This is a genomic window from Actinomycetota bacterium, assembly GCA_013152275.1.
Classification (GTDB): Bacteria; Actinomycetota; Acidimicrobiia; order Spongiisociales; family UBA4744; genus BMS3Bbin01.
The window spans coordinates 31,471-57,174 of sequence record JAADGS010000028.1 but is presented as its reverse complement, the minus strand read 5'-3'; the positions used below and the strand labels follow the sequence as shown (position 1 = coordinate 57,174).

The following is a 25,704-nucleotide window of genomic DNA, read 5'->3' as shown; positions in this document are numbered from 1 at the left end:
GCGGTGACGCAAGCAGCAAGGTGGTGGTCCGTGTGGCGCTGAGTATCAACGATGCGGAGAAGGAGCAGTCCGACGCGCTGTTTCAGGCCCTGTCGACCAGCCCCGACGGTCTCACCTCATCCGAAGCCCGTCGGCGTCTCGAGGAATATGGACCGAACGCTCTACAGGAGAAGAAGGTCAGTCCGCTCCTCCAGTTCTTGTCATACTTCTGGGGGCCGATTCCGTGGATGATCGAGATCGCCGCAGTTCTGTCTGCTCTCGTCCGGCATCTGACCGATTTCGTGATCATCGTCATCTTGCTGCTCTTCAACGCGGTCGTGGGATTCTGGCAGCAGCACAAGGCCGAAGATGCAGTCGCGGCCCTGAAACAGGAGCTCGCTCTTCAGGCACAGGTCAAACGAGACGGGACATGGGGTCAGGTTCGTGCCGAAGCGCTCGTGCCAGGCGACATCGTGCGGCTCAGACTGGGAGACATCATCCCCGCGGATGTGAAGCTGCTCGATGGGCAGTACCTGAGCGTCGACCAGTCGGCCCTGACCGGCGAGTCCCTTCCCGTCACGAAGAAACCCGGTGACGTCGCCTACTCCGGCTCTGTTGCGAAGCAAGGGGAGATGATCGCCCTGGTGGTCGCAACGGGGAGTGGAACCTACTTTGGCAAGACCGCGGCGCTCGTCGAAGAAGCCGGGGCCGTCTCACACTTCCAGAAGGCCGTGCTCCAGATCGGCGATTTCCTCATCTATGTCAGCATTGCACTCGTCGCGGTGCTGCTCGTGGTGCAGCTGTTCCGGGGATCGGATGTCATCCAACTCGTCCAGTTCGCGTTGATCCTGACGGTGGCATCGATCCCGGTCGCCATGCCCGCCGTGCTGTCGGTGACGATGGCCGTCGGAGCGATGGCGCTCTCCAGGATGAAGGCCATCGTCACTCGGCTGCAGTCGCTCGAGGAGATGGCCGGCATCGACATCCTGTGCTCCGACAAGACAGGCACGCTGACCCAGAACATCCTGACGCTGGGCGACCCCCTCGTTGCGGATGGTCACGACGAAACCGAGCTGGCCCTTGCCGGTGCTCTGGCCTCGGAAACGGACAACCAGGACCCGATCGATATGGCGGTCATCGGTGGGCTGAAGGATCCAGACGTCTTGAAGGGGTACACGCAGAAGGCATTCATGCCTTTCGATCCGATCGGCAAGCGTACGGAGGCGACGATCGAGGACGGGTCCGGCCGGACGTTCAAGGTGACCAAGGGGGCGCCCCAGGTGATCCTGGGCCTCTGCCACCTCGACGAGAAGGTGCAGAGCGCGGTACAGCAGCAGATCGACGAGCTGGCCGGCAAGGGATATCGGACGCTGGGGGTGGCGAAGACCACCGACGGCGACGCGTGGGAGTTCCTCGGCCTTCTTCCGCTCTCCGACCCCCCGCGTGAAGATTCGGCCGCCACGATCCGGAAGGTGAGGCAGGAGGGCGTCGCCGTGAAGATGGTGACAGGTGACAACCTCTCCATCGCACGTGAGATCTCCCATGAGCTGCAACTGGGAGAGAACATCCTCGTTGCGGACGAACTACTCAAGGACGGTGTCGAGCACATCAGCGAGGAGACGGCGCGGGCGATCGAGGAGGCGGATGGATTCGCAGAGGTCTTCCCCGAGCACAAGTACGGCATCGTCAAGGCGCTCCAACAACGAGGACATCTGGTCGGCATGACGGGCGACGGGGTGAACGACGCTCCGGCCCTCGAACAAGCCGAGGTGGGTATCGCCGTGTCCGGTGCCACCGCGGCGGCAAGGGCCGCCGCCGCCCTCGTTCTGACGGCGCCGGGCCTTTCGGTGATCGCCAAGGCGATCGAGGAGGCCAGGCGTATCTTCGAGCGCATGAACTCGTACGCGATCTATCGGATCAGCGAGACGGTTCGCATCATGGTGTTCGTCGTGGCGACGATGATCGCGTTCGATTTCTATCCGATCACCGCGATCATGATCATTCTCCTCGCGTTCTTCAACGACGTTCCCATCATGACGATCGCCTACGACCACACCGACGTTGCCCCCGATCCTGTCAGGTGGGACATGCGCCGCGTCATCTCCGTCGCCAGTGCCATGGGCATGGTCGGGATGACGGGGAGCTTCCTGATGTTGCTGCTCGCACTCAAGTGGTTGAAGTTGGATACGGGTCAGGTGCAGACGTTCGTGTTCCTCAAGATGGCAGTCGCCGGTCACCTGGCGCTCTTCGTGGCCCGGACGAGGGGCTTCTGGCTGAAGAAGCCGTACCCCGCGCCGGTCGTCATCTGGTCGGCGATCGCGACGAAGCTGGCGGCCACGGTGCTCGTCGCCTACGGGTTCGGCCTCGTGACCCCGATCTCGTGGGGAGCGATCGGTCTGATCTGGGGGTACGCGATCCTCTTCGCCTTCGTGACGGATGTCGTGAAGATGGCGGTCTACGCCCGCCTGGACCGACGAGACCGGCACAGCAGGCGGTTCGTTCACAATCTGAACCGTTCGATGTTCTCACACGTCGGCCCCCACCGGAAGGGCCGTGTCGGAGATGGCCGCCGCGCAGCATGACGGGGCGACGATGAGCCGGCCCTGGTGGCAGACGGGTGTCATCTATCAGATCTACCCGCGGTCCTTTCAGGACTCCGACGGGGACGGGATCGGCGACCTGGAAGGCATTCGGCGGCGCCTCGACTACGTGAGTGACACGCTTGGTGTCGATGCGTTCTGGTTGTCGCCGTTCTATCCCTCACCGATGGCCGATTTCGGGTACGACGTCTCCGACTACTGCGACGTCGATCCGATCTTCGGAACGCTCGACGAATTCGACGGGCTTCTCGCCGAGGCGCACGAGCGGGGACTGAAGGTGATCATCGACTGGGTGCCGAATCACACATCGGATCGGCATCCCTGGTTCGAGGCGTCACGGTCTTCGCGAGATGACCCGAAGCGCAACTGGTATGTCTGGGCCGATCCGAAACCCGACGGATCGCTGCCCAACAACTGGCAGAGCGTCTTCGGCGGTCCGGCGTGGGAGTGGGACGAGAACACGCAGCAGTATTACCTGCACTCGTTTCTGGCGGAGCAACCGGATCTCAACTGGCGCACCCCTGCAGTCGAGGCGGCGATGCTCGACACGCTTCGGTTCTGGCTCGATCGTGGTGTCGACGGTTTTCGGATGGATGTCGTCGACTTCATCATGAAGGACCCGGAGCTTCGCGACGATCCCGAACCGCCGACCGAAGAGCCGCTGCGAAGCAGGGCTCACGAGGACCTGCACGCGGAGTTCAAGAAGATTCGCTCCGTCCTGGATTCCTACGATCCTCCGAGATTCTCCATCGGGGAGATTCACGAACCGGATTGGGGGCGCTGGGCCTCGTACTACGGTCGGCATCTCGACGAGCTGCACATGCCGTTCAACTTCACGCTGCTGCACGCGCCGTGGAACGCCGGCGTCATACGCCGCCTGGTCGACGCGTGCGACGGCTCCGTCCCCCGGGGAGGTTGGCCCAACTACGTCCTCGGGAATCACGATACGGTACGTCTCGCCACTCGGATCGGATCCGAGCGGACCAGGGTGGCCGCGATGCTGTTGCTCACACTGCGAGGAACGCCGACGCTCTACTACGGCGACGAGCTCGGCATGGAGCAGGTCGACATCCCTCCGGAGCTGCAGCGGGACCCGTGGGGGAGGCGTATGCCCGGGATGGGGCGGGACGGGTGCAGAACACCGATGGAATGGGACACGAGTCTGCACGCAGGCTTCACCGACGGCGTTCCGTGGCTTCCCGTGGCGGAGGGAAGCCGGCTGCGCTGCGTTACGGCGCAAGATGCCACTTCGATCCTTCGGCTCTACCAGGAGCTGCTCGGGCTTCGCAGGCAAACGCCGGCGCTCCAGATCGGGGCGTATCGATCGTTCGACGCTCCGTCTGGGTGCTTCGTGTACGAGCGCTCGCTGGGCCAGGACCGGTTCGTCGTCGCTCTGAACTTCGACGCCGAACCGCGCACGGTGAACGTGGAAGGCGCGGTGCTGCTCTCCACCGGCCTCGATCGGGACGGGCGGGACGTGCAGCACGAACTGCGCCCGAACGAGGGCGTGATCATCGAGCTTTGACGGCTCGCACCTCCGTTCGTACTGTTGAGGAGAACGACCACGAGGAGGAGACCATGTCGGATATCGTCTTCGATCGGCGGGTGGCCATCGTCACCGGTGCCGGAGGGGGGCTTGGCAGAACCTACGCTCTCGAACTTGCCCGTCGTGGTGCCCGCGTGGTCGTCAACGACCTCGGCGGAGCCGTGGACGGCGTCGGAGGCGCGGCTGCGCCGGCCGACGGTGTCGTCAAAGAGATCGAGGCGGCCGGCGGCGAGGCTGTCGCGAACTACGACTCTGTGGCAACCCCCGACGGAGGAGCCGCAATCGTCCAGACGGCTCTCGACGAGTACGGAACCGTCGACATCGTCATCAACAATGCGGGCATTCTCAGGGACAAGAGCTTCGCAAAGCTGGAAACGCCCGACCTGAAGGCGGTCCTGGCCGTGCACCTCGAAGGGGCCTTCTACGTCACCCAGCCTGCATTCAGGGTGATGAGAGAGCACGGCTATGGACGGCTCGTCTTCACCTCGTCGAACGCCGGTATTCTCGGAAACTTCGGCCAGTCGAACTACGGCTCCGCCAAGATGGGCCTCGTCGGACTTTCGAACGTCCTGGCGATCGAGGGAGCCAAGTACAACATCAAGTCGAATGTGATCGCCCCGCTGGCGAGAACACGGATGACCGAAGACCTGCTCGGGGAGCTCGCCAAGTTCATAGACCCGGAACAGGTCGCGGCGATGGTGGTCTATCTGGCATCGGAGGAGTGTGCGTTCACCCACGAGATCTTCTCGGCCGGCGGGGGCCGTTACGCGCGGTTCTTCATCGGAGCGACGAAGGGGTGGTTTGCGGGTGCGGGTGTCGTCCCGAGTGTCGAGGAGATCGCCGCCCACCTCGACGAGATTCGTGACACCGACGGATTCGAGATTCTCGGGCAGATCTCGGACGAGATCGCGTTGCTGCTGCGGTCGCTGCAGGGGGAAGACGATGCCGATTGACCTTGATCGGGCCCTCGGCGCTCCGCTTCCCGAGACGACCGAGTCCTGGGATGAGGACAGGGTGATCCTGTATCAGATCGGCGTCGGGGCCGGCGTTCCGGCAACCGACCCGAACGAGCTTCGATATGTCTACGAGGCCGATCTGAAGGTGCTGCCCTCGTTCGCCACGATCCCCGTCATGTCCTCGATGCTTGGCATCGGCGCGGTGGAGGGGCTGACGTTCAACCCGATTCTGCTCGTCCACGGTGATCAGGAAGTGGTCGTACACCGAGCGTTGCCCACATCGGCGACCGTCACGCAGTCGGGGCGGATCGCCGAAATCTGGGACAGAGGCAAAGGCGCGCTGGTGGTCATCGAAGTCGTGGGGAGGGACGCGAGCGGAGAACCGCTCTACACCGCGAGAGGGGGGCTGTACTTTCGTGGCGAAGGGGGCTTCGGCGGTGCGCCGGGTCCTCGCCCCGGTGACATCGCTCCGGACCGGGACCCAGATCTGGTGGTGGAGTCGCCGACGCTGGAACAGCAGGCGCTGCTCTATAGGCTGAATGGAGACAAGAACCCGCTGCATGCGGACCCGGCCGTTGCCGCCATGGCGGGATTCTCCCGACCGATCCTGCACGGGCTGTGCACCTATGGGATCGTGTGCAAGGCGGCGGTCGATGGCATGTTCGATGGCGATGTCTCGAAGGTCCGCACCTATCGCGCCCGTTTCTCCAAACCGGTGATCCCCGGTCAGACCATCTTGACATCCCTGTGGCGACACGAGGATCGTGTCATCCTGCGGGCATCCGTGAAAGAGACGGGTGAGACGGTGCTCACCAACGCTTCGATCCGATGACCCCGGACGCCCGTGTTCTCCTGGCTCAGCGTCGCCGCCCGAACGGTGCCCACGCGGCAAGGAGAATGCCGAGCACGATGCCTGCGATCGGCAGCCCGATCAAGGTCGTCGTCGTGAGGGGCGCGATGGCGAACTGCTGAAGCAGCAAGGCGACGAAGAATCCGAAGAAGAGACCGGAGATCGTCCCGAGAACTGGCTTGCCTCTCATCAGGTTTTCCTCCCGAACGCCGCTCCAAACAGTGCGAGCCCGGTCACGAAGGTGCCCGCCACCGAAACGATGCCGAGCGGACTCGAGAGCGGAGATCCATCGATCTTGACCATCACGTGTCCGTCACAGCGTCCTCCGGCCGCCTGGTGGAAGCCCGAGAGCTCATAGATTCCACGCGGAATCAGTGATACCGGCACCGGGAATTGCGCCTTGAACTGATCCAGGTCGTAGGTGCCGCTCGCCGATCGTGCATCACCGCTGTTGGGATCCCCCCAGTCGGCGATCTTGATGGTCCACGGACCGACCACCATGCCGAGACTCCCGTGGTGGTTCGTATTCAGGAAGTTGACCGATCCCTGCCATGTGGCGACAACGCCGTCCTTTTCGATAGGAATGACGATGGGGTTACTCGGTGTGTCGTTGTCGGGCCCGTAGGTGATCCCGTCGATCACGGCGGACCCCGTGCAGCCACCCTCGATGGCGGCGTTTGCGGCTGCCGGGAACAGCAGCACGGATACGATCAGCAGCCCTGCGAAGAGCAGCCTCCACAGATTTCTCAATCCGACCCTCCACTCGATCTCCTGAACATATCAGATTGAGGCGAACTATCAACGGCAAAAGCGGTTTCGGCTCATCTCTCGGGGAGGATCACGAGCAGGTTGCCGTCGGCAACGGCGATTCTCGCCTGTTCCCCGATGAACCGGTTCGACAGTCCTCGAGTGCCGCCCGGGTCGAGGTCCTCCCCGTGCAGCGGCCATTGAAGACCGGATGTCCGAACACGCTTCGCCGGTCCGCCGAATGCGAGCAGGCTGATCGTTTCTCCCGGCGAGCCCCGCAGGAGCAACGTTCCGTTGACTCGATGCGCCCAGCCCGTTCCGGTCCGCCACTCGATGTCGAGACCCGTCTGCGCGGCCAGGAGGGACGCATTTGCCAGGAAGTGATCCATGCGGCCGCCGTGCCCACCGATCACGATGAGCGAAGAGACCCCCTTCTCGCGCGCGTGCGCCAATGCGAGCTCGAGATCCGAGGCGTCCTTGTCCACCGGGTGGCGCTGAATCCGAGTGCCCCGCCGTTGCGCCCCTTCGAGCGCCGCCGCCGACGCGGAATCGAGGTCTCCGATCACGATGTCGACCCGAATGCCGAGCGTTGCCGCGAGGTCCAGCCCGGAATCCGCAGCGATCACGTACGTGTCCGCAGGAAGTCCGTCTGCGACCGCCGGTGGGACCTTGTCACCCCCGGAGATGATGATTGCCGTGTCGGTCATGTGTCCAGGATAGAGGAGGGGCCTCACGGTAAACCTATGGTTGAGGCGAATGACAAAATCATCTTACGCGCATTCTGCGCGTAAGAACCTGCTGACCTGGGGGTTTGGTGGCGCCTCGGGGGGAGTCCGGCAGAGGTTCAACCGGTGGTCGAGGCCTCGCCGAGGTAGCGAGCAAGCCATCCGTGGACCTCTCGATACCAGTGCAACGAGTTCTGCGGCTTGAGGATCCAGTGGTTCTCGTCGGGGTAGTAGACGAGGCGGGCCTCTACCCCCTTGGCCTTGAGGATCCCGTAGAGTTCCAGACCCTGTGTCGGCGGAACGCGTGCGTCGCGCTCTCCGGCGATGACGAGCGTGGGCGTCCGACAGCCCGCCGTGTGACGTGCAGGGTTCCAGCGGTCCACGGTGTCGGGGTCTTCCCAATACTCGGCGCCGTAGGCACGGATCCTGCCCATCGTCACGTCCGACGCATACATCCCGGGCAGGTCGGTGACCGCCGCGTGGGCGACTGCACAGGCAAATCGATCCGTCTGCGTTGTCAGCCATGTCGTCAGATAGCCGCCGTACGAGCCTCCGGTGATGGCCATGCGGTCCTCGTCGACAAACCCTCGCTCGAGGAGATGGTCGGTCGCCGACAGGATGTCCTGTGTCGGCAGATCGCCCCAGGCGCCGTGAATCGATGTCGCGAAGTCCTGACCCCAGGAAGTCGAACCGTGGAAGTTCACCAAGGCTACGACGTAGCCGGGGGCCGCAAACGTGTGCGCGTTCCATCGGAAGTGAAATGTGTCCCCGAACATGCCATGGGGGCCCCCGTGGATCATGTGCACGAGCGGCCTGCGGTGGTCGGGATCAAAGTCGGGCGGGTAGACGACGAACGCCTGTACCGGGTCGCCGCCGCCTCCGTCGAAGATGATCTCCTCGACATCGCCCAGTCGCAGCTCGCCCATCAGATCTTCGGTGAAGCGAGTCAGGCGTCGGCTTCCGGATGTGTCGACACCCACGACCTCCGGCGGATGGCTGAGGTCCTGGAAGGTGGCGAACAAGGTGTCCTTGCCGGGTGCCGGATGGCCGAAGGTCCCCCCTCCGGCGATCTGCCGTGGCTCCACGTCTTTCGGCGGCATCCGGTACAGATTCACCCGTGCATGGTCTTGCGCGGTAAGTACGAGGTCTCCCTCCGCGGTGAACTCCCATGAGGATGCGGAACGGTCCCAAGCTTCCGTGAGGACATGGTGTTCGTCCGATTGCCGCTCGTAGCTCACCAGCCGAACGCGATCCGCGTAGTAATCGATTTCGCGCTGCATCCCGTAGACGATGAGGTTTCCATCCGGGCTATAACGGGGCCGAAGCTCATGCCCGGTGCCGTCGGGAGTGAGGCAGCGGGTCGTTCCGCCGGCGACCGGGGTCGTGAAGATGGCGGTGCGAGGACGGTCATGCGGTGGTTCGCTCGTGTCGGCGGAGAAGGCGATCTCCTTCCCATCCGGCGAAACATCGTAGGAGTCGGCCTCTTCGTCCCAACTCCACCACCGTTGCGAGTCGGGGATGAGGTCTCGGATCTCTCGTGAGGCGAAGTCGAACAAGAAGATGTGTGGAACCTTCCCGTCGGTCAGCCAGCGATCCCAATGGCGGTAGAGGCGATCTTCGGTCACGCGGGCCTTGACGGCGGCATCCTCGCGCCGGTCTCGCAGTTTCCGGGTGCCTTCCACGGTCGGAGCCTCGGTGAACAACGGGGAGAGGAAGAGCAGCCCTTCTCCGTCGGGCATCCACTTGGGCCCGACCACACCGAGCGGCATGTCGGTGAGGCGCTCGGCCTCGCCTCCATCGAGTGGCAACACATGGAGTTGCGCCGGTTCGTCGGCGTTCTCCGAGCGAACGAAGGCGATGCGGGTGCCGTCCGGCGCGATGGCGGGCGATCTTGCATCCTGTTTCGGATTGGTGAGGAGCCTCGGCTCGTCCGGAGTGAGCAGGTACAGGCCGGTCGTCGCCTTGTTGTCATCGAGATCGAACCGTGTGACGGGAACCACGACGATTCCGCCGCCTGCGACCGGGTCGCCGACACGGGGAAGCATCCAGAGGTCCTCCGCGGTGATGGGGCGTGTCATGCCGGCAATCTAGTGGCCCACCTGGCCGTATCGACCCGGCCGGGGCTATTCGCCGCTTTTCCTCCGCTTTCCCGGCTTGCGTCGGGTGGCTCGATTCAACGCCTGCATGCGTTGTCGTACCTCGGTGTCGACCGCACCGGCGGTCGCGCGCCACTGCCAGTTGCCGGACGTGGTGCCGGGGCGGTTCATCCTGGCTTCTGTCGGGAGATCGAGCAGATCCTGAAGCGGGGCGAGAGCGAAGACCGATCTCGACTTCCAGACGGCCCACATGATGTCCCATGCGATTTCGCTGTCGTCGGTTCCCAGATACTCCAACACGAATGAGCGTCGGGCGTCGTCGAGGCTCTCGAACCAGCCTCTGGTCGTATCGTTGTCATGTGTTCCCGTGTAGGCGACGCTGTTGCGTGGGTAGTTGTGTGGGAGGAACTCGCTGGTCCGGTCCGTGTCGAATCCGAACTGAAAGACCTTCATTCCCGGGAACCCCAGGAGGTCGCGCAGGGCGGGCACTCGGGGGTCCAGTTCGCCGAGGTCCTCGGCGATGATCGGGAGCGTCCCGAGTTCTCGCTGGATGGTCTTGAAAAAGATCTCTCCGGGCCCGTCGACCCATCTTCCCTCGACCGCGTCGAGTGCTCCTCCAGGCACTTCCCAGTAGTTGACGAATCCGCGAAAATGGTCGATCCGGACGATATCGACGAGCCGAAGCACGGCCCGAAAACGCTCGGTCCACCACGCGAATCCGGTTTGTCGGTGTTCATCCCAGCGATAGAGAGGATTGCCCCACAGTTGGCCGGTCTCGGAGAAGTAGTCGGGTGGCACCCCTGCCTGGAAGGCAGGTTCTCCGGCTTCGGTCAGTTGGAAGAGTCGGCGGTTCGCCCATACGTCGGCGGAATCTCCGGCGGCGAAGATCGGGATGTCTCCGATGATGCTGATGCCGAGCGAACGCGCGTGGCGATGTAGCGCATTCCACTGCCGAGAGAAGAGGAACTGAGCGAACTCATGACGGCGAATCTCTGTCGCGTAGGCCGAGGATGCCTTCTCCATCTGTGCCGGGTCGCGATCCCTCAGCAAGGAAGGCCACAACGTCCAGGATCTGCCGCCGTAGAGATCCTTCAGCGTCATGAACAGGGCGTAATCGCCGAGCCAATTCCGATTCGCGTACCGGAAGCGTTCGAAATCGTCTTGCAGCCCACCGATGTTGGCGAAGGCGTGATCCACCAGATCGCGTTTCCACCCGATGACGGTTCCGTAGTCGACGCGATCGTCTGGAAACGCAGGGGCGCTGCGGATCTCCGCCTCGTCGAGCAGGCCTTCGGTGACGAGACTCTCGGGGCTGATCAGGTTGGGATTCCCGGCGAAGCTCGAGAAGCTTTGATACGGGGAGTCGGCGTAGCCGGTCGGACCGAGTGGGAGAACCTGCCACAGCGCGCACCCCATCTGTGCGAGCTCGTCGAGCCACGCATGCGCAGAAGGCCCGATGTCGCCGATGCCGGGTGGGCCGGGAAGACTCGTCGGGTGGACGAGCACGCCTGATGATCGGGTGAAGTGCATTGGAGCATTATTGCGCGATTGGAGCCGGGAACCCGGCAATGATCGGTGATCAGTCCGGGGTGATCACGATTTCGAGTTCGCTTCGGGCCGCTGCCAGAGACGTCTCGACCTCGAGAGGAGTGTCTGCTCTCGCGAAGAGGAAGCCGAGGTAGCGTGCTCCGTCAGGGACCGGAATGACGTACGTGCCCGGGGGGATCGTGATGACGACCTCGGTGATGCCGGTCACGTCCCTGGCGGCGTCGAGTCCGTCGACCGTCTGCAACGTTCCCGCACTCGGTACAGGGATCATCAGAACGCCCGATGCGATATCTTCGCGTCGGGTGTTCAGGCGCAACCCGAGGGCATGCCTGAGCAACAGATTCTCCAAGGTCGTTCCGAGGAGCCCGAAGTGCAAGGACCGGCCGCACAGCCCTCCGATCGAGCGAGCTGCCACCTCGATGATCGCCACCCGACTCCCGTCGATGCGAAGCTCGGCGTGGATGGGGCCTTCCCGCAGACCCAACGCCTGGACGGCTCGAGCGGTCACCGTCTCGACCTCCTCGAGGATCTCGGGATGGAGCCTCGATGGTGTCACGAGCATGGTCTCTGCGAAGTAGGGGCCCCTCATCGGCTCCGGTTTGTCGAAGAAGGCCAGGACGCTCAGCACCCCCTTGACGAGGAGCCCCTCCAGGATGATCTCCTTCCCCGGGATGTAACGCTCGATGAGGATCGGTTCGTTCGGATTCCGGCCGGCGACGGCGAGGATACGACGGATTCGCTCAACCACGGGCGGGACCTGAAGCGGGTGGTCGACCCTGATGACACCTCTGCTTGCAGAGAGCGAAAGGGGCTTGATCACCACCGGGACTCCGACGAATTCCGCAAGTGCGACGGTATCGCTCGAGGGTGCGGCGAGTTCGAAGGCGGGCTGTGGAACTTCGCGTTCCTCGAGCGCCCTGCGCAGGATCGCCTTGTTGCGGGTGGCGGCGACCGCTGCGGGGGGATTGTGAGCCAGTCCGAGCCCCTCGGAGGCTATCGCCGCGATCATGACGCCGGCATCGTCCACCGGGATCACGGCGTCGATCGGGTGGTGGTCGCCGGCTTCGACGATGGCCTCCGCGGAACGGCGTGGATCCGCACAGTCGATGGGGATGAATCCCTCGTCGCCCAGCAGGGTGTGGCGTTCCTCGGAGGCGATGATCAGACCCACTCCCAGCGATCTGGCTGCCTCGATGAAGTCGCCTGCACGGTAGGTTCCGGTGGGGAGGATGATGACTGCGGTGCTCACGGACCCATGATCGTCGTTTCTCGTCGGTAGGGGCTTGCAGCCTGCCTGGGACCGTGAGCCGGCGAAGCCGAAACAGGGACCGGATGTTGCGTCGGGCCCCCGGTACGATGTGACCCGCAATGGCACGAACACTCACGATCACCGACCTCGCCCGCACCAAGATCATCGAGATCCGGGACCAGGAGGCCGGTGATCTCGAAGCAGCGCTCTTGCTGGAAGTCACCGGAATGCACGGCAACGATTTCGCGTACGAGCTGAGCTTCGTGCCGCTCTCGGACGTGGAGCGGACACACCGCATCGAGCGCCATGGTGAACTTGCGCTCGCTCTGCGAAATGAAGACATCGAGAAGCTCGACGGTGCTCTCCTGGACGTGAAGGCCGGTGGGTTGGCCATGGAGAACCCGAACCGGCCCGCGAGCCCGACCTTCGATCTGGATTCGGTCGGGACGCCGACGGGATCGTTGGCCGAGCAGGTCGCTCAGGTCCTTTCGCAACAGGTGAATCCGGCGATCGTCTCGCACGGCGGATCGGCGGAGCTCGTGGGCGTCGAGGGCCGGGACGTGTACGTGCGGCTACTCGGCGGCTGCCAAGGATGTGGACTCGCCTCGGTCACGTTGCGGCAGGGAATCGAGCAGATCCTTCGTCGCATGATTCCGGATCTCGGACAGATCATCGATGTCACCGACCATCAGGCCGGCACCAGTCCCTTCTACGAATCCGAGAAGAAGTAGTCGACACTCCCCGGGGTCTCGATACCCTTGGCATATGGACTGGCCACGCACCGCCGAGGATCTCCGCGATGTGCAGGCTTGCCTCGGTTCGATGCAGCCGAGTGTCTTCGCCGTGTCGGGGACCCCGTCCGTCGGTGGCGTTTTCGTCTGCTTTCCGAGAGGTGGGACGGGAGCAGGCGACGCCGGTGACCCGGGATGGGCCGCGGCCGTGATGATGCAGCGTGGACGGCATGCCCAGGTTGCAGTGGTGAGGGGCCCTGCCGGTGCCGCCTACCGGCCGGGGCTCCTCGCGCTTCGTGAAGGGCCGCTTCTCGCAGCAGCCGTGGATGCTCTCGAAGGGGAGCCCGACGTGCTCATCGTGAATGCGACCGGGCGAGACAGCCCCCGTCGTTGCGGGCTCGCCGTGCATCTCGGAGCCGTCCTCGCCATTCCCACGGTCGGTGTAACGCACCGTCCGCTCCTGGCCTCCGGCGTGTGGCCCCGGGAGCAGCGCTGGTCCCGGTCCCCACTGACGTTGGGAGGAGAGGTCGTCGGGTACTGGCTGCGGACAAGGGCCGGGGTGCGTCCCCTGTGCGTGCACGCCGGATGGCGAACGGACCCGGAGCTTGCCGTGGAGATCGTGAAGCTTGCGACGGGCCGGTTTCGTACTCCGGAACCCTTGCGCCGGGCGAGAACGGCCGCTCGTCGTTTTCGCACCACACAACGTTTCTGATTCCGCCCGGCGGCCTATTCCCGTCGTGTCGTCGTCAGCGCCTCTGCGATACGATTGACGAAGTTCTCGATCGTGCCCTCTGCGATGCGATGGAGGAGCGCATCGTCGAAGATCTGTCCTATCGAGCCCAGAGGGACCGTGTACGAGCCACTGAGTCTGATCTGGGTCGTGTCCTTCGAGACCCGTAGCAGGTGCAGATCTGCCCGCATCATGGGGAAGAACATCGGCGCCCCCGTCGCCCTCCAGGAGACGGGGATGATCAAGCTGTCCAGTCCCCGCTCAGGGGTGGCCGTCTCCAGTACGACGGTCTTCGCGATCATGGGTGCGACCTTTCCCATTCCGATTCTCGCTCGCAGCTTCTCGCCATTCCGGTATGCCTCGTGGGCCCATCCGCCGAGTTCACCGAGCACCGGCTCGAGTCGTTCGACGGCTATGTCGAAGGGCACAGGGACTTGTGAGAAGTAGGAGACGAACATGGACCGCCTTTCGGTGCGCAGGATTCTTGCAGGCTCATGGGGGTACGACCAGGGTCGAACGGCCCTTCTCGGATGTTGGACGCGAGGAGAGAGCCGGGAGTGTCTCCCGGTGGGAGCCTCGAGACGAGCTGTCCTTCTCGGATGTTGGACGCGAGGAGAGAGCCGGGAGGGGTGTGGGATCGATTGGGGTCGAGTTGCTCCCGGCTCTCTCGGGTACCGGCGCCTGGCACGTAGACGTTACCGGCTCCGGTCCCCTGAACTGTCCCCATCATCTGTCTGTCATCGGAAGCCGACCAGAGGCGAAAGACCCTTTTCGGTTGCGGTGTGTCCGTACAGGCGCGCCAGGCGCGTAACCGCCGTCGTCGACGAACTCGGACGTCTCCGTGCCCGGCTCCGAATCGTCCTACATCCTGCCCTGCAGGCCGAGGAGCGCCGTGAGCCTGTCCGACAGGTTTGGAGCCAATGCTCCCAGCCACGCATAGACGCGTCCACCGAATGCGGGGAGATAGATCTCCGGGCGAGGCCGCCGGATCGCCGAGAGGATCGCCTCTGCGACTCTCTCGGGCGGCATCTTCCTCTGGATCGCCGGGACCCGGAGTCCATCGATGAGCGCGGTGTCCACTCTTCCCGGAAAGATGCTCGTCACGGCGATTCCCCGACTGGCGAGTTCCTGGCGGGCGACGCCGGCGAACCCCGAAAGTGCATGTTTTGCCGCCGCATAAGCCGCTTCCGAGGGAACCCCCTTCTTGCCATCGAGAGAGTTCATGAACACCAACTGGGCTCCCCGCTCCAGGAAGGGGAGCGCCTCCAGGGCGGTGTTGAGGGCCCCGAAGTAGTTCACCGCCATGACGGTCTGCCAGTCCGTGGGCGCCGTTGCCTCGACGGCGGCACTCTGCCAGATTCCGGCGTTCGCCACGACGACGTCGATCCGCCCCCATCGTTGCACGGTACGCTCGATCAGGTCCCTGATCTGGTCACGCTCGGTGACGTCGACGGGTACGGCGAGCGCCTGGCCACCCCTCGCTGTGATCTCTGCCGCAAGGTCTGAGAGGAGTGTTTCTCTGCGGGCGGCGACGGCCACGTTTGCGCCGTTGGTGCCGAGGGCGAGTGCCGTCGCCCTGCCGATCCCTGAAGAAGCGCCGGTGAGCACCACGACGCTGTCTCTGATGGCCCGCCTCATTTCCCTCCACTCTAGGAGGCTGCGACGTAGTCTGGACTGGCGAAGGAGGTGCGATGAGTTTTCGACAGTATCCGACGAGCGATGCGACCTACGACGCCTACGGCACGTACATCTCTCCCGGCAAAGTGGCCTTGTATCGCCGGTTGGAGCTCGGTCTCGTGATGGGATCCAGGGATGGTGCCATCTTCACGGACGCCTACGACGGAACCCGCTTCTACAACTGCCACTGCAATGGTGGTGTCTTCAACCTCGGTCACAGGAATCCGCGTGTCCTCGGTGCCGTCCGAACTGCGCTGGACTCGTTCGATATCGGGAATCATCATCTCGTCTCCGGGATGCGGGCGAGGCTCGCGGAGCGGCTCGTCGCAACGACCGGCGGGGCACTGTCGGGCGTGATCTTCGGTGTGGGAGGGGGAGAAGTGATCGATCTCGCCCTCAAGGCGGCTCGAGGGGTGACCGGTCGACAGAAGATCGTCTCCGCGAAAGGCGGCTACCACGGGCACACGGGGCTCTCGGTGGCAGCCGGTGATCCCGAATACCGCACACCGTTCGGTCCGAACCTTCCCGGCTTCGTGCAGGTCCCGTTCGACGACATCGATGCGCTCGCCGGCGAGATCGATTCCGACACTGCCGCCGTACTCCTCGAGCCGGTGCCGGCGACTCTCGGCATGCCGATCGCAGCCGACGGCTACTTTGCATCGGTTGCGGAGCTCGCGAGATCCAGAGGCGCTCTCCTCGTGCTCGACGAAGTGCAGACCGGGCTCGGTCGGACGGGAACCATGTGGTGTTATCAACAACTCGACGCCGTTCCGGACATCCTCGTCACGGGAAAAGGGTTGAGTGGAGGGATCTATCCGATCAGCGCCACGTTGATGAGTCCCGCGGTGTTCTCTTTCTTCGACGAGCTGCCGTTCGTGCACCTTTCCACGTTCGGCGGCGCAGAACCGGGATGTGCAGCCGCTCTCGCGGTCTTGGACATCGTCGAGACACCCGGCTTTCTCACCCGTGTCCGCGAGCTTGGCGAACGCTTCCGGAGCGGGCTCTCCGACCTGCCGTTCAACCTTCGCCGGCGAGGGATGATGATGGGGCTGGCCTTCCCGGCCCCCGACGCGGCCGTGATGGCCGCCAAGATGTTCTTGGACGCCGGTATCTTCGCCGTGTGGGCCGAGAACGATCGCTCGGTGCTGCAGTTCCTTCCGCCCCTGATCCTCGACGATGAGCAAGTCGAAGACATCATCGCCCGCGTCCGGAGCATCTTCACATGAACCTCGAACCTGTTCGGGTCGACGACCTGGAGGCGTTGGAAGAACGATTTCAGAAGGCGTTCGCCACGGGTCGCGCCGAAGGACTCGATGTCGTCGGGTACGGCGAGATCACGACGGTCGTGTCCTGGGCCGGTATCGACGGCATGGCCGTGGCGAAGCGGCTTCCGACCTTTCGACGCGGTGACGGAGTCGAGGCGTATCTCGCCCTTCTCGAGGATTATGTGACAGGGTTGCGGGCCGTCGATGTCGCGGTCGTGCCGACATCGCATCAGATACTGGGGCTCGACGGTCGAGATGTCGCCGTGTACATCCTCCAGCCGTTGCTTCCCGCCGAGTGCGTCGGGCACGCCTATCTCAGGGAGGCAACGGAAGAACAGGCCATCCGTCTCTTCGACCAGGTCTTCGCAAAGACCGAGGCGGCCATAGGCGCCCAGATCGGGATCGATGCACAGATCTCGAACTGGGCGGTCGACGGGGATGATCTCGTCTATTTCGACGTTACGACGCCTCTCCTGAAAGACGACCAAGGGGTCGATCGCATCGACGTGGACATCTTCCTCGCATCACTGCCCTGGGCTCTGCGGGGGATCGTGAAGCGCTTTCTCGTTCAAGGGATCATCGACGATTACTTCGACGTCCGCACCACCATCCTCAATCTGGTTGCGCAGTTCCACAAGGAACGGCTCATCTCACTCATTCCCTTGGCGCTCGAGCACGCGAATCGCAGGTTGTCGGATCCCATCGGCACGGATGAAGTCAGGCGCTACTACGCGAGTGACGCTCGAATGTGGGAGCTTCTGCAGCGTCTTCGCCGAATCGACCGGTGGTGGCATCACAAGGTTCGCCGGCGCCCGTACCCGTTTCTGTTGCCGGGCAAGATCGACCGTTGACGAGAATGACGACCCGGGTCGTATTCCATGTGGGCATCGCTGCGGTGGCCTTGCTCGTCGGCGGATGCGTGCCGCGGGCATCCGGACCTGCCCGGTCTCCGTCCGATGTTCCGGCTCCGACGACTTCGACCACGGCGACGTCCGTCCCTCCGGCCGTCACGGCGACGTCGACCACCACGACGACGTCGACCACCACGACGACGTTCGCCACGCTGGAGACGACACGGCGCCCCACCGTCCGCATCGCGATGGTGGGTGACGTCATGCTCGGCCGTGGTCTGTCGCGGATCGTTCGCAGCGACCCGCAGAGCATCTTCGAGGACGTGCGATCCGTCCTCTCGGAGGTGGATATCGCCGGCGCGAACATGGAGTCGCCGTTGACGAATCGGCGACACATCGCGCTCAATCCGTACGCGCTCGAGGCGAGGCCGGAGACGGCGCGGCTGCTCGCCGCGGCGGATGTCCTGTCGGTGGCGAACAACCATGCGGGTGACGCCGGGCGGGCATCGGTGATCGACAGTGTCGAGGCGATCGATGATGCCGGGATGCTGGCGGTCGGCGGCGGGGCGAACCTGAGCGAAGCCGTGCGGCCCGTCATCGTGGAGGTGCGGGGCCTTCGCGTGGGGTTTCTCGCTTTCGACGCGACGAGAGCGGGTACCCCGGCAGGTGATGATCGGGCGGGCATCGCACCGTGGAACGACGAGACGGTCCGTACCGCGGTGACCGGGTTGCGCCCCTTGGTGGATCTGCTCGTGGTGGCCGTACACGGCGGGGTCGAATACCGCACACGGACCGACCCGTACATGGCGGAGCTTGCCGGGGAGCTCCACGGCTGGGGCGTGGACGTCGTGTGGGGGAGCGGGCCACATGTCGTCCAGCCCGTCTTCGTGATCGATGGTGCACGACCGACCGTGGTGGCGACGAGCCTCGGCAACTTCCTCTTCGATCAGGGTGATCCTGAAACGAAGGAAGGGGCGATCCTCGAGGTCCTTGCCGACGCCGACGGTGTCGCCGCATACCGGGTGGCGGCGGTGCAGCATCGCGACCGACGGGTGCATTTCGTGCGATGGGACGATCCGGACGGTGACGCGGTGATGCTCGGCACCGGATGGTGGAGCCTCGGTCGCGATTTCGAGTCCGGCGAGCCCGGCGAGCGAGGGGATTCGGAGTGGTCGCGGCGCCTCACGGCCTGCGGCGCAAGCCTTGTCTCCGGATACGGCTCGGATGAGACGGACGGTGTCGCGATGTCCGGAGCGTGGCGATGGCGCAGGTTCAGTGCCCTCGTCGCTCCGATCCTGGATCGCGATGTCGCGCCCGAGTGCGCGGACGTCGATGGCGACGGCCGGACCGACCCCATTCTGGTGCCCTGACGGGTATCCGTTCGAGCATGCCGGAGGTGTAGCGGAGTCATGTGCCGTATGGGCGCGGATCCATGGGAGTGGTTGCACAAGCTCGCGAGAAGCGGGTACCGTGATGCATGCGGCCGGCCGTCCGGTTGGCTACCCTCCATCCGTGCCCGCTATACCCGTTGCCCCAGCGGGGGGTACGGTGAGCCTCCCAGCCCCGGACGGCTGCCGCATGAACCGTTCCGAAGGAGTTCCGAGGGCACACCGCGTCGGCGTATCCTTACGGCCATGCCTCGATTCACCTGTCGAACCTGTGGAGCCGTTTTCTCGCTGCCCCGGCATGTCCTCGACCGCTTCCCGGGATGGGAACCGTCGGTGTGTCGCACCTGTCGGGATGCCGTGAGGCAGGACCGTCCGGCAGCGGCGGTCGACGACGGGCCGACGACCGGGGTGTTCACCGATGGGAGCGCCTCACCGAATCCCGGCCCCGGCGGTTGGGGCGCGGTCTACGTCGTCGACGACGAGATCGTCGCCGAGGCATTTGGACACGCGGAGCACACCACGAACAACCGTATGGAGCTCACCGCGGTGATTGCGGCACTCGACCTCGTTCCCGAGGGCACCCCCATGACCATCTATTCGGATTCGAATCTGGTGGTACGCACCATCAACGAGTGGGCGGCAGGGTGGGAGAAGCGTGGATGGAAGCGCAGGACGGGGCCGGTCGAGAACGTGGATCTGGTGAAGAAGGCGTACTACGGCTGGCGGCCCGAACTGACGTTGGAGTGGATCAAGGGGCATGCCGGCTACCGGTGGAACGAGTACGCGGACAAACTCGCCAATCGGTGGCGGGACTGAACGGTCCTACTCCCCCGGAAACGTCAGCCCGATCTGCTCTCGGATCCGATCGAGGGTGCGCATCACCACCAGCGTGTCGTCGAGGCCCATGCGGGGGCTCTCCGTCGCCCCTTCCAGAAGGCACCGGTGTACCTCTTCGACTTCGAACCGGTACGCCGATCCCTCGTAGCTCGTATCGATCGTCTCGACGACGCTTCCCCGTCGCTCGATCGAGAGCATGGGGGAGTGGTGGAACGGAGGATGGACTCGGACGTATCCGTCGGATCCGGAGACGAATGCTTCCATATTCGAATCTGCCACGAATGACGTGCTCAGCGTGGACACGCCTCCGTTGCGATGGTGGAGGACGATTCCGGCCTGCTCGTCGATCCCTGCATCGGACATTTCGGCTGTCACGGCGATGCGATCGGGGGTGCCGAGGAGCATCGTGGCGAAGGTCACCACGTAGACGCCGAGGTCCATGACCGTTCCGCCGCCGAGTGAGGGGTCGAACAGACGGCCGCTGGGGTGGGGTCCTGCGAGGAATCCGAAGTTGGCCTGGACCGAGCGGACCTTGCCGAGGCGTCCTGAACGTATGATGGCCTCGAGGCGACTGATCGCCGGCTGAAAGCGCATCCACATCGCCTCCATCAGAAACACATCTCGATTTCGAGCGGCGGCGACCATTTCCTCGGCCTGCCGAAGGTTGAGAGCGAAGGGCTTCTCACAAAGGACCGGTTTTGCGTGTTCGAGGGCCGCAAGCGTGTTGGCGTGATGCAGGTCGTTGGTCGTGGCGACGTAGACGACATCCACATCCGGGTCGTTGGCGACGTCCTCGTGTGTGGCGTACCGGCCGGGGATGTCGTGGAGATCGGCAAAGGCTTCCGCTCGCTCTCTCGACGAGGAACCGATGGCAACGATCTCTCCGCCCGGCACCTGGCGCACGGCCTCGACGAGTGCGGACGCGATCCGGCCTGTTCCCATGATGCCCCATCGCACGTTCTTCATGGCACCGACATTACCTCGGTACAGTGGACCTATGAACGACCGGCCCCTCGTCGCGATCTCCGTTCCGCTCTTCGGTGACGAGCGTCACAAGAACTGGGCGAAGGTGGTCGAGAGGGTGGACGAGGCCAAGAGTTCCGGCTGGGCGTTTGAAGGCGAGTTCATCGCAACGGGGGGAGTACAAGACGTCCCTGTGGGTTCCGTGATCCTCGTGTACGGAGAGCGTGGGTCCAGGGCAAACCCGCGAGTGGAGGTGGGGGTGTTCACGGTCAACGCCGACGGAACGTTGTCGCAACAGGCCGATGCGAAAGGACGGGCTTGGGCTCGGACGCTGCGAGATGTCGTCATCGGGTTGCTCGAAGAGGCCGAAGGAAAGCCGGTCGCGCTCCTCCAGTGGTCGCCCGACCTGATGCGGTACGAGGACGAGGCGTTGGTGTCCGAGTTGCGCCGACGTGGCAGAGACCTCTGAGCGCCGGTGATGCGAGACTCGTGGCTTCGTCGGTAGACTCTCGGCGATGAGCGAACTTGCCCAGGCAATTGCCGCGTTGCTCGCGATCACCAATCCGGTGGGTGCTCTGCCGATATTCCTGAGTATCACCGAGGATTCCGATCGTCAGACGCGCCGGCGATACGCGGGCCTCGCTTCCGCCGTGGTGTTCGCGATCCTGGCCCTTTCGGCGATCGGGGGCAGGTGGATACTCGAGGCGTTCGGGATCTCGATGCCGGCGTTCCAGGCGGCGGGCGGTGTCGTCATCGTGCTCATGGGCCTGGAGATGTTGCAGGGGAGTCCGACACGCGTGCAGCATTCGGATCGTCCCATCAGCGAGGAGGACTCGATCCTGGTGCCCTTTGCGATGCCGATGGTGGCCGGTCCCGGGGCGATCACCACGGTCATCACGTTGACGGCCAAATCGGGAAGCCTGGAAGGTGATCTCGTGGTGCTGGTCGCCGTCGCGATCATCGCGTTGATTCTGTTTCTGGTACTCGCTCTCTCGGCGTCGGCGGGACGATTCATTCGCGGCCGTGGCGGTGTCCTCATCATCCGATTCATGGGCCTGATCCTCGTGGCGATCGGGGCCCAGTATCTCTTCGACGGCGTGAAGGCGTTCTTCTTCGCCTCGTGAGCGTCGGCCCTTCGATGCACACACCTCTAGGCTTGTAGACGGAGGTACCGATGAAGAAGCTGTTCAAGATCCTTCTTTGGATGATCGCAGCGGAAGTCGTCATGAAAGCGACGGCGCTCGCACTCACGAGAATCATCGGCGAGAACGCCGACGAGGATGCAGACGACTTCAAACTCGTGGCACTCATGGATGGCCGTAGCTACGAGAGTGTCTCCACGCGCCTCCGTTCCGGACGGGTGATCGTCGCCATGGGAGGTGTCGATATCGACCTTCGTCAGGCCCTTCTCGATCCGGAAGGGGCAAGGCTCGACCTGCGGGTTCTCGCCGGCGGAGCACGTGTCCTGGTCTGCAGGAGTTGGCGGGTCGAAGTCGACCATCGTGTGATCGGCGGTGCGGCCCAGATCGAGATCCCGGATCCGGAGACACTGCCCGATGGCGCGCCGATCCTGCACATCGATGCGCTGACGGTCGGTGGGGGACTCGTGATCGCCAACGCCGAGTCGGAATCTCACGCCGTCCGATCGTGATCGGCCGAGTTGCTCGGGGCACTGCGGCCCCTGGCTACGGTGATGCCGGCGAAGAGGAGGAAGCCCATGCATGCCATTCGTCTTGCGACCCACGGAGGTCCCGAAGTCTTGTCCTGGGACGAGGTTCCCGACCTTCACCCCGGTGAGGGCCAGATCCGAGTTCAGGTTGCTGCTGCGGGCGTGAATTACATCGACACCTATCACCGGCGCGGCCTCTATCCGGTGGATCTGCCGCTGGTTCTCGGCCTCGAGGGAGCCGGTGTGGTCGATGCCGTCGGCGGCGGCGTCCGGCGCTGGAAGGTCGGTGATCGTGTTGCCTGGACTTCGGCTCGGGGGTCCTATGCTGAGCAGACGCTCGTTGCAGCCGATCAGGCCGTCGCCGTGCCCGAGGGCGTCGACCTCGAGATCGCCGCGGCGACCATGCTCCAGGGGATGACGGCGCACTACCTCGTTCATGACACGTACCCTCTTCGGCAAGGAGAGCTGTGTCTCGTTCACGCCGGGGCGGGCGGCGTGGGGAGGCTGCTCATCCAGATGGCCGTGCAGGCAGGGGCACGAGTGTTCGCCACGGCCGGAACCTCGGAAAAGCGTCGAATCGCCGAGTCCCTCGGCGCCGAGGTCGCCTGCGACTACTCGGAGTTCGTCCAGGTCGTCGAGGAGACGGCCGGCCGGAGGCCGCTCCACGTCATCTACGACGGTGTCGGCAGGACCACGTTCCTCGACGGCCTCGCCCTGATGCGTATTCGGGGCATGGTCGTTCTCTTCGGGCAGTCTTCGGGTCCGGTCGAACCGTTCGATCTGCAGGAGCTGAGCCGCAACGGGTCCCTGTACGTGACACGGCCGAGCTTGTTCCACCACATTGCATCGCCCGACGAGCTGGAGCACAGGGCGGGCGAGGTCTTTCGCGGGATTCTGGACGGATGGCTGAACGTCGCCATCGGCCAACGGTTTGCGATGTCCGATGCGGCGGCGGCGCACCTCGCGCTGGAGGGTCGACGGACGACGGGAAAAGTGCTGCTGATTCCCTGACGGCACCGGATCGGGCGTAGTCTTGGGGTATGGATCCCGAGCCCGCATGGTCGATCGTCCCGACGAAGTTCTGGCACGCGCTCGACGACGGCCGGATTCAGTGTGATCTGTGCCCTCGGGAGTGCAAGCTGCGGGAGGGGCAGCGCGGCCTGTGTTTCACGCGTGCGAGACGCGAGGACGAGATCGTGCTCACGTCCTACGGGCGATCGACCGGTTTCTGGGTGGATCCGATCGAGAAGAAGCCCCTGAATCATTTTCTGCCAGGGACCTCGGTGCTGTCGTTTGGGACGGCCGGCTGCAACCTGGCATGCCGGTACTGTCAGAACTGGGATATCTCCAAGGCGCGCGGCGATGACATCTTGGCGCAGCGCTTGTCGCCGCAAGGGATCGCCGACACTGCGAAACGCCTCGATTGTGCCGGCGTCGCCTTCACGTACAACGATCCGGTCATCTTTCATGAGTACGCGGTCGACACGGCAGACGCGGCCCATCGTGCAGGTCTCAAAGCGGTCGCCGTGACCGCCGGGTACGTCAATCCGCAGGCGCGTGCAGAGTTCTTCGAGGCGATGGACGCCGCCAACGTGGACCTGAAGGCATTCACGGATGAGTTCTACCACCGGTACTGCGCAGGCAGACTGCAGCCGGTTCTGGACACGCTGGCGTACATTCGTCACGAGACCGACGTGTGGTTGGAGATCACCACGTTGTTGATACCGGGCCTGAACGACTCCGAAGAGGAGATCGACGAGATGACACGCTGGATCGCCGACACGCTCGGTCCGGACGTTCCCCATCATTTCACCGCGTTCCATCCGGCGTTCAAGATGCTGGATGTGCCGCAAACCCGGTTCTCGACGCTCGAACGTGCCAGAGAGATCGCCATGGGGAACGGGCTGTGGTACGTCTACACGGGAAACATCCCCGATGAGGTGACCCAGAGCACGTGGTGCCCCACGTGCGGCGCGAAGCTGATCGGCCGATCCGGCTACTCGATCACGGCGTGGAACATCGATCGAGGGTGCTGTGGATCCTGTGGCACGGTGGTCTCCGGAGTGTTCGAGGACCGGCCGGGATCCTGGGGACCGATACGACATCCCGTCGTGTTGTAGATTCGGTCGGGCCCGGGGGTTCGAAGCGGTACGCTGCGGCCGATGGTAGAGATTCTCGGCTATGTGGCTTCGGGCCTCGTCGTGCTTTCATTGGCGATGACGTCCGTCGTGCGACTTCGTGTCATCAGCCTGATCGGCGCGGTGCTGTTCGGCATCTACGCCGCTCTGATCGGCGCCGTCCCCATCGTCCTGGTGAATGCGGCCATCATCGTCATCAACGTCTACTTCCTCTGGAAGGTCTTCACCGACGAGGAGTACTTCACGATCTTGGAGGTCCGACCGGACTCGCTGTACGTCGCCGGTCTGGTCCGCTTCTACGAGGAGGACATTGCACGATTCCAGCCGTCCTATCGGCTTGCGCCGAGCTCCGACCAGTTCGCCGTGCTGATTCTGCGAGACATGGTTCCCGCCGGCATCTTCATCGGAGAACCCGACTCTCCGGGTGTCATGCGGGTCCTGCTCGACTACGTGACGCCGGCGCACCGGGATCTGAAAGCGGGACGATTCCTCTTCGATCGGAATCCCGATCTCTTTCGAGACCGTGGATACACGACGCTGGTGAGCGACGGAGGCAGTGTGTCCCACAACCGGTATCTCCAACGTATGGGGTTTCGCCCGGAGGCCGGCCGGTACGTACGCGACTTCTGATCAAAGGTCGACGATCAGCGGCTGGTGTCCGGTCGCCTCGAGGAACTTCAGGAGGTCCGCGGAGGCGATGCTCGTGGTCATCGTGTTGTCCAACGGGTGGAAGTTGAGCGGATCCAGCGCCATGAGGCCACGGTCGAGGACCACCTGCACGGCGCCCTCGGCATCGTTGAGGACCGCAAACGGCGTGACTGCACCCGGTATGACCCCGAGGGTTCGCATGAGTCGGTCGGGACTTCCGAACGAGAAACGTCCTGCGTCCAGCCGTCCGGCGAGATCCTTCAGGTCGATCGGACGGTCCTCCTTGGCGACGACGAGCCACATCTTGCCTTTCTTGTTGCGCAGGAACAGGCTCTTCGAATGACCTCCCGGCAGCTCACCGCGTTCGGAGCGGGCCTCCTCGACGGTGAACACCGCCGCGTGATGGACGGTTTCGGTCGCGATGCCGAGGCCGTCGAGGAAGTGAAAGAGACGATCCGGTGTGGCGGGCTTCATGCCGGCATCCTAGGAGGAACACCGTCGGTGGCATTCC

26 protein-coding genes are annotated in these 25,704 nt (G+C 64.1%); 15 read left to right on the top strand and 11 right to left on the bottom strand.

Translation table 11 applies throughout. From position 1 onward, the window contains the following. Positions 1 to 20: 20 nt before the first annotated feature. Genes GXP34_05065 through GXP34_05050 form a run of 4 tightly spaced genes read left to right on the top strand, consistent with a single transcriptional unit; the run spans position 21 to position 5,913 of the window. Positions 21 to 2,561: a plasma-membrane proton-efflux P-type ATPase gene (locus GXP34_05065; protein ID NOY55341.1), complete on the top strand. Its 2,541-nt coding sequence runs from the start codon at positions 21 to 23 to the stop codon at positions 2,559 to 2,561. A 10-nt stretch (positions 2,562 to 2,571) separates the two neighbouring features. Continuing rightward, the gene (locus GXP34_05060; protein ID NOY55340.1) at positions 2,572 to 4,104 is read left to right on the top strand and encodes a DUF3459 domain-containing protein; all 1,533 of its coding nucleotides are present in this window, start codon (positions 2,572 to 2,574) and stop codon (positions 4,102 to 4,104) included. 53 nt (positions 4,105 to 4,157) lie between these two features. Beyond that, on the top strand, positions 4,158 to 5,078 hold the full coding sequence (locus GXP34_05055; protein NOY55339.1) for an SDR family NAD(P)-dependent oxidoreductase: 921 nt from the start codon (positions 4,158 to 4,160) through the stop codon (positions 5,076 to 5,078). Then, positions 5,068 to 5,913, top strand: a complete 846-nt coding sequence (locus GXP34_05050; protein NOY55338.1) for a 3-alpha,7-alpha,12-alpha-trihydroxy-5-beta-cholest-24-enoyl-CoA hydratase — start codon at positions 5,068 to 5,070, stop codon at positions 5,911 to 5,913. Before GXP34_05055 ends, GXP34_05050 begins: the two co-directional genes overlap by 11 nt. Positions 5,914 to 5,938: 25 nt before the next feature. On the opposite strand, the gene GXP34_05045 is transcribed toward GXP34_05050, so the two are convergent. From GXP34_05045 to GXP34_05020, 6 genes are all read right to left on the bottom strand, one after another. Then, the gene (locus GXP34_05045) at positions 5,939 to 6,121 is read right to left on the bottom strand and encodes a hypothetical protein (protein ID NOY55337.1); all 183 of its coding nucleotides are present in this window, start codon (positions 6,119 to 6,121) and stop codon (positions 5,939 to 5,941) included. Beyond that, the gene (locus tag GXP34_05040) at positions 6,121 to 6,681 is read right to left on the bottom strand and encodes a hypothetical protein (GenBank protein ID NOY55336.1); all 561 of its coding nucleotides are present in this window, start codon (positions 6,679 to 6,681) and stop codon (positions 6,121 to 6,123) included. The genes GXP34_05045 and GXP34_05040 overlap by 1 nt, the downstream gene beginning before the upstream one ends. Before the next feature lie 71 nt (positions 6,682 to 6,752). Continuing rightward, complete coding sequence (locus GXP34_05035) at positions 6,753 to 7,385, bottom strand: thiamine diphosphokinase (protein ID NOY55335.1); 633 nt, start codon at positions 7,383 to 7,385, stop codon at positions 6,753 to 6,755. A gap of 137 nt (positions 7,386 to 7,522) precedes the next feature. Further along, positions 7,523 to 9,481, bottom strand: coding sequence for a S9 family peptidase (locus GXP34_05030; protein NOY55334.1), 1,959 nt, complete (start codon positions 9,479 to 9,481; stop codon positions 7,523 to 7,525). A 45-nt stretch (positions 9,482 to 9,526) separates the two neighbouring features. Then, entirely contained in the window at positions 9,527 to 11,029 is a 1,503-nt protein-coding gene (malQ, locus tag GXP34_05025; protein ID NOY55333.1) for a 4-alpha-glucanotransferase, read from the bottom strand. 49 nt (positions 11,030 to 11,078) lie between these two features. After that, positions 11,079 to 12,296 (bottom strand): ATP-grasp domain-containing protein, encoded by a 1,218-nt coding sequence (locus GXP34_05020; protein NOY55332.1) that lies wholly within the window; start codon positions 12,294 to 12,296, stop codon positions 11,079 to 11,081. A 227-nt stretch (positions 12,297 to 12,523) separates the two neighbouring features. Here GXP34_05020 and GXP34_05015 point away from each other — a divergent pair, with 227 nt between their 5' ends. Together GXP34_05015 and GXP34_05010 are read left to right on the top strand one after the other, a co-directional pair. Continuing rightward, entirely contained in the window at positions 12,524 to 13,027 is a 504-nt protein-coding gene (locus GXP34_05015; protein NOY55331.1) for a NifU family protein, read from the top strand. Positions 13,028 to 13,118: 91 nt separating this feature from the next. Then, the gene (locus tag GXP34_05010; protein ID NOY55330.1) at positions 13,119 to 13,739 is read left to right on the top strand and encodes an endonuclease V; all 621 of its coding nucleotides are present in this window, start codon (positions 13,119 to 13,121) and stop codon (positions 13,737 to 13,739) included. 14 nt (positions 13,740 to 13,753) lie between these two features. Here GXP34_05010 and GXP34_05005 read toward each other — a convergent pair whose 3' ends face one another. Together GXP34_05005 and GXP34_05000 are read right to left on the bottom strand one after the other, a co-directional pair. Further along, a complete protein-coding gene (locus tag GXP34_05005; GenBank protein NOY55329.1) occupies positions 13,754 to 14,215 on the bottom strand; it encodes a hypothetical protein in 462 nt (153 codons plus the stop codon). A gap of 403 nt (positions 14,216 to 14,618) precedes the next feature. Next, positions 14,619 to 15,395, bottom strand: coding sequence for an SDR family NAD(P)-dependent oxidoreductase (locus GXP34_05000; GenBank protein ID NOY55328.1), 777 nt, complete (start codon positions 15,393 to 15,395; stop codon positions 14,619 to 14,621). Positions 15,396 to 15,448: 53 nt separating this feature from the next. On the opposite strand from GXP34_05000, the gene GXP34_04995 reads away from it, so the two are divergent. Then, on the top strand, positions 15,449 to 16,660 hold the full coding sequence (locus GXP34_04995; protein NOY55327.1) for an aspartate aminotransferase family protein: 1,212 nt from the start codon (positions 15,449 to 15,451) through the stop codon (positions 16,658 to 16,660). 625 nt (positions 16,661 to 17,285) lie between these two features. On the opposite strand, the gene GXP34_04990 is transcribed toward GXP34_04995, so the two are convergent. Beyond that, entirely contained in the window at positions 17,286 to 17,402 is a 117-nt protein-coding gene (locus tag GXP34_04990; GenBank protein NOY55326.1) for a PTS transporter subunit EIIB, read from the bottom strand. Positions 17,403 to 17,555: 153 nt separating this feature from the next. Between GXP34_04990 and GXP34_04985 the strand changes: the two genes are divergently transcribed. Next, the gene (locus tag GXP34_04985; protein NOY55325.1) at positions 17,556 to 18,920 is read left to right on the top strand and encodes a CapA family protein; all 1,365 of its coding nucleotides are present in this window, start codon (positions 17,556 to 17,558) and stop codon (positions 18,918 to 18,920) included. A gap of 264 nt (positions 18,921 to 19,184) precedes the next feature. Next, positions 19,185 to 19,754: a ribonuclease HI gene (locus GXP34_04980; protein ID NOY55324.1), complete on the top strand. Its 570-nt coding sequence runs from the start codon at positions 19,185 to 19,187 to the stop codon at positions 19,752 to 19,754. 6 nt (positions 19,755 to 19,760) lie between these two features. Here GXP34_04980 and GXP34_04975 read toward each other — a convergent pair whose 3' ends face one another. Beyond that, positions 19,761 to 20,741, bottom strand: coding sequence for a Gfo/Idh/MocA family oxidoreductase (locus GXP34_04975; protein ID NOY55323.1), 981 nt, complete (start codon positions 20,739 to 20,741; stop codon positions 19,761 to 19,763). Positions 20,742 to 20,772: 31 nt separating this feature from the next. Between GXP34_04975 and GXP34_04970 the strand changes: the two genes are divergently transcribed. From GXP34_04970 to GXP34_04945, 6 genes are all read left to right on the top strand, one after another. Next, positions 20,773 to 21,207 carry a hypothetical protein gene (locus tag GXP34_04970; protein ID NOY55322.1) on the top strand — a complete coding sequence of 145 codons (435 nt, stop codon included), beginning with the start codon at positions 20,773 to 20,775 and terminating at the stop codon, positions 21,205 to 21,207. Between the two features lie 46 nt (positions 21,208 to 21,253). Continuing rightward, positions 21,254 to 21,862 (top strand): MarC family protein, encoded by a 609-nt coding sequence (locus GXP34_04965; protein NOY55321.1) that lies wholly within the window; start codon positions 21,254 to 21,256, stop codon positions 21,860 to 21,862. 50 nt (positions 21,863 to 21,912) lie between these two features. Beyond that, a complete protein-coding gene (locus GXP34_04960; GenBank protein NOY55320.1) occupies positions 21,913 to 22,389 on the top strand; it encodes a cell wall-active antibiotics response protein in 477 nt (158 codons plus the stop codon). Between the two features lie 66 nt (positions 22,390 to 22,455). Continuing rightward, positions 22,456 to 23,418 (top strand): quinone oxidoreductase, encoded by a 963-nt coding sequence (locus GXP34_04955; protein ID NOY55319.1) that lies wholly within the window; start codon positions 22,456 to 22,458, stop codon positions 23,416 to 23,418. Between the two features lie 29 nt (positions 23,419 to 23,447). After that, entirely contained in the window at positions 23,448 to 24,527 is a 1,080-nt protein-coding gene (gene amrS, locus GXP34_04950; protein ID NOY55318.1) for an AmmeMemoRadiSam system radical SAM enzyme, read from the top strand. A 42-nt stretch (positions 24,528 to 24,569) separates the two neighbouring features. Beyond that, positions 24,570 to 25,175, top strand: a complete 606-nt coding sequence (locus GXP34_04945) for a YgjV family protein (protein NOY55317.1) — start codon at positions 24,570 to 24,572, stop codon at positions 25,173 to 25,175. On the opposite strand, the gene GXP34_04940 is transcribed toward GXP34_04945, so the two are convergent. Continuing rightward, a complete protein-coding gene (locus GXP34_04940) occupies positions 25,176 to 25,667 on the bottom strand; it encodes a prolyl-tRNA synthetase associated domain-containing protein (protein ID NOY55316.1) in 492 nt (163 codons plus the stop codon). Between the last annotated feature and the right edge of the window lie 37 nt (positions 25,668 to 25,704).

Coding starts and splice junctions, on each gene's coding strand:
- GXP34_05060 (NOY55340.1), top strand. CDS start 2,572: ATGAGCCGGCCCTGGTGGCAGACGGGTGTCATCTATCAGATCTACCCG.
- GXP34_05055 (NOY55339.1), top strand. CDS start 4,158: ATGTCGGATATCGTCTTCGATCGGCGGGTGGCCATCGTCACCGGTGCC.
- GXP34_05050 (NOY55338.1), top strand. CDS start 5,068: ATGCCGATTGACCTTGATCGGGCCCTCGGCGCTCCGCTTCCCGAGACG.
- GXP34_05045 (NOY55337.1), bottom strand. CDS start 6,121: ATGAGAGGCAAGCCAGTTCTCGGGACGATCTCCGGTCTCTTCTTCGGA.
- GXP34_05035 (NOY55335.1), bottom strand. CDS start 7,385: ATGACCGACACGGCAATCATCATCTCCGGGGGTGACAAGGTCCCACCG.
- GXP34_05030 (NOY55334.1), bottom strand. CDS start 9,481: ATGACACGCCCCATCACCGCGGAGGACCTCTGGATGCTTCCCCGTGTC.
- malQ (NOY55333.1), bottom strand. CDS start 11,029: ATGCACTTCACCCGATCATCAGGCGTGCTCGTCCACCCGACGAGTCTT.
- GXP34_05015 (NOY55331.1), top strand. CDS start 12,524: ATGCACGGCAACGATTTCGCGTACGAGCTGAGCTTCGTGCCGCTCTCG.
- GXP34_05010 (NOY55330.1), top strand. CDS start 13,119: ATGCAGCCGAGTGTCTTCGCCGTGTCGGGGACCCCGTCCGTCGGTGGC.
- GXP34_05005 (NOY55329.1), bottom strand. CDS start 14,215: ATGTTCGTCTCCTACTTCTCACAAGTCCCTGTGCCCTTCGACATAGCC.
- GXP34_05000 (NOY55328.1), bottom strand. CDS start 15,395: ATGAGGCGGGCCATCAGAGACAGCGTCGTGGTGCTCACCGGCGCTTCT.
- GXP34_04995 (NOY55327.1), top strand. CDS start 15,449: ATGAGTTTTCGACAGTATCCGACGAGCGATGCGACCTACGACGCCTAC.
- GXP34_04990 (NOY55326.1), bottom strand. CDS start 17,402: ATGGGATCCGACAACCTGCGATTCGCGTGCTCGAGCGCCAAGGGAATG.
- GXP34_04985 (NOY55325.1), top strand. CDS start 17,556: ATGACGACCCGGGTCGTATTCCATGTGGGCATCGCTGCGGTGGCCTTG.
- GXP34_04980 (NOY55324.1), top strand. CDS start 19,185: ATGCCTCGATTCACCTGTCGAACCTGTGGAGCCGTTTTCTCGCTGCCC.
- GXP34_04975 (NOY55323.1), bottom strand. CDS start 20,741: ATGAAGAACGTGCGATGGGGCATCATGGGAACAGGCCGGATCGCGTCC.
- GXP34_04970 (NOY55322.1), top strand. CDS start 20,773: ATGAACGACCGGCCCCTCGTCGCGATCTCCGTTCCGCTCTTCGGTGAC.
- GXP34_04965 (NOY55321.1), top strand. CDS start 21,254: ATGAGCGAACTTGCCCAGGCAATTGCCGCGTTGCTCGCGATCACCAAT.
- GXP34_04960 (NOY55320.1), top strand. CDS start 21,913: ATGAAGAAGCTGTTCAAGATCCTTCTTTGGATGATCGCAGCGGAAGTC.
- GXP34_04955 (NOY55319.1), top strand. CDS start 22,456: ATGCATGCCATTCGTCTTGCGACCCACGGAGGTCCCGAAGTCTTGTCC.
- amrS (NOY55318.1), top strand. CDS start 23,448: ATGGATCCCGAGCCCGCATGGTCGATCGTCCCGACGAAGTTCTGGCAC.
- GXP34_04945 (NOY55317.1), top strand. CDS start 24,570: ATGGTAGAGATTCTCGGCTATGTGGCTTCGGGCCTCGTCGTGCTTTCA.
- GXP34_04940 (NOY55316.1), bottom strand. CDS start 25,667: ATGAAGCCCGCCACACCGGATCGTCTCTTTCACTTCCTCGACGGCCTC.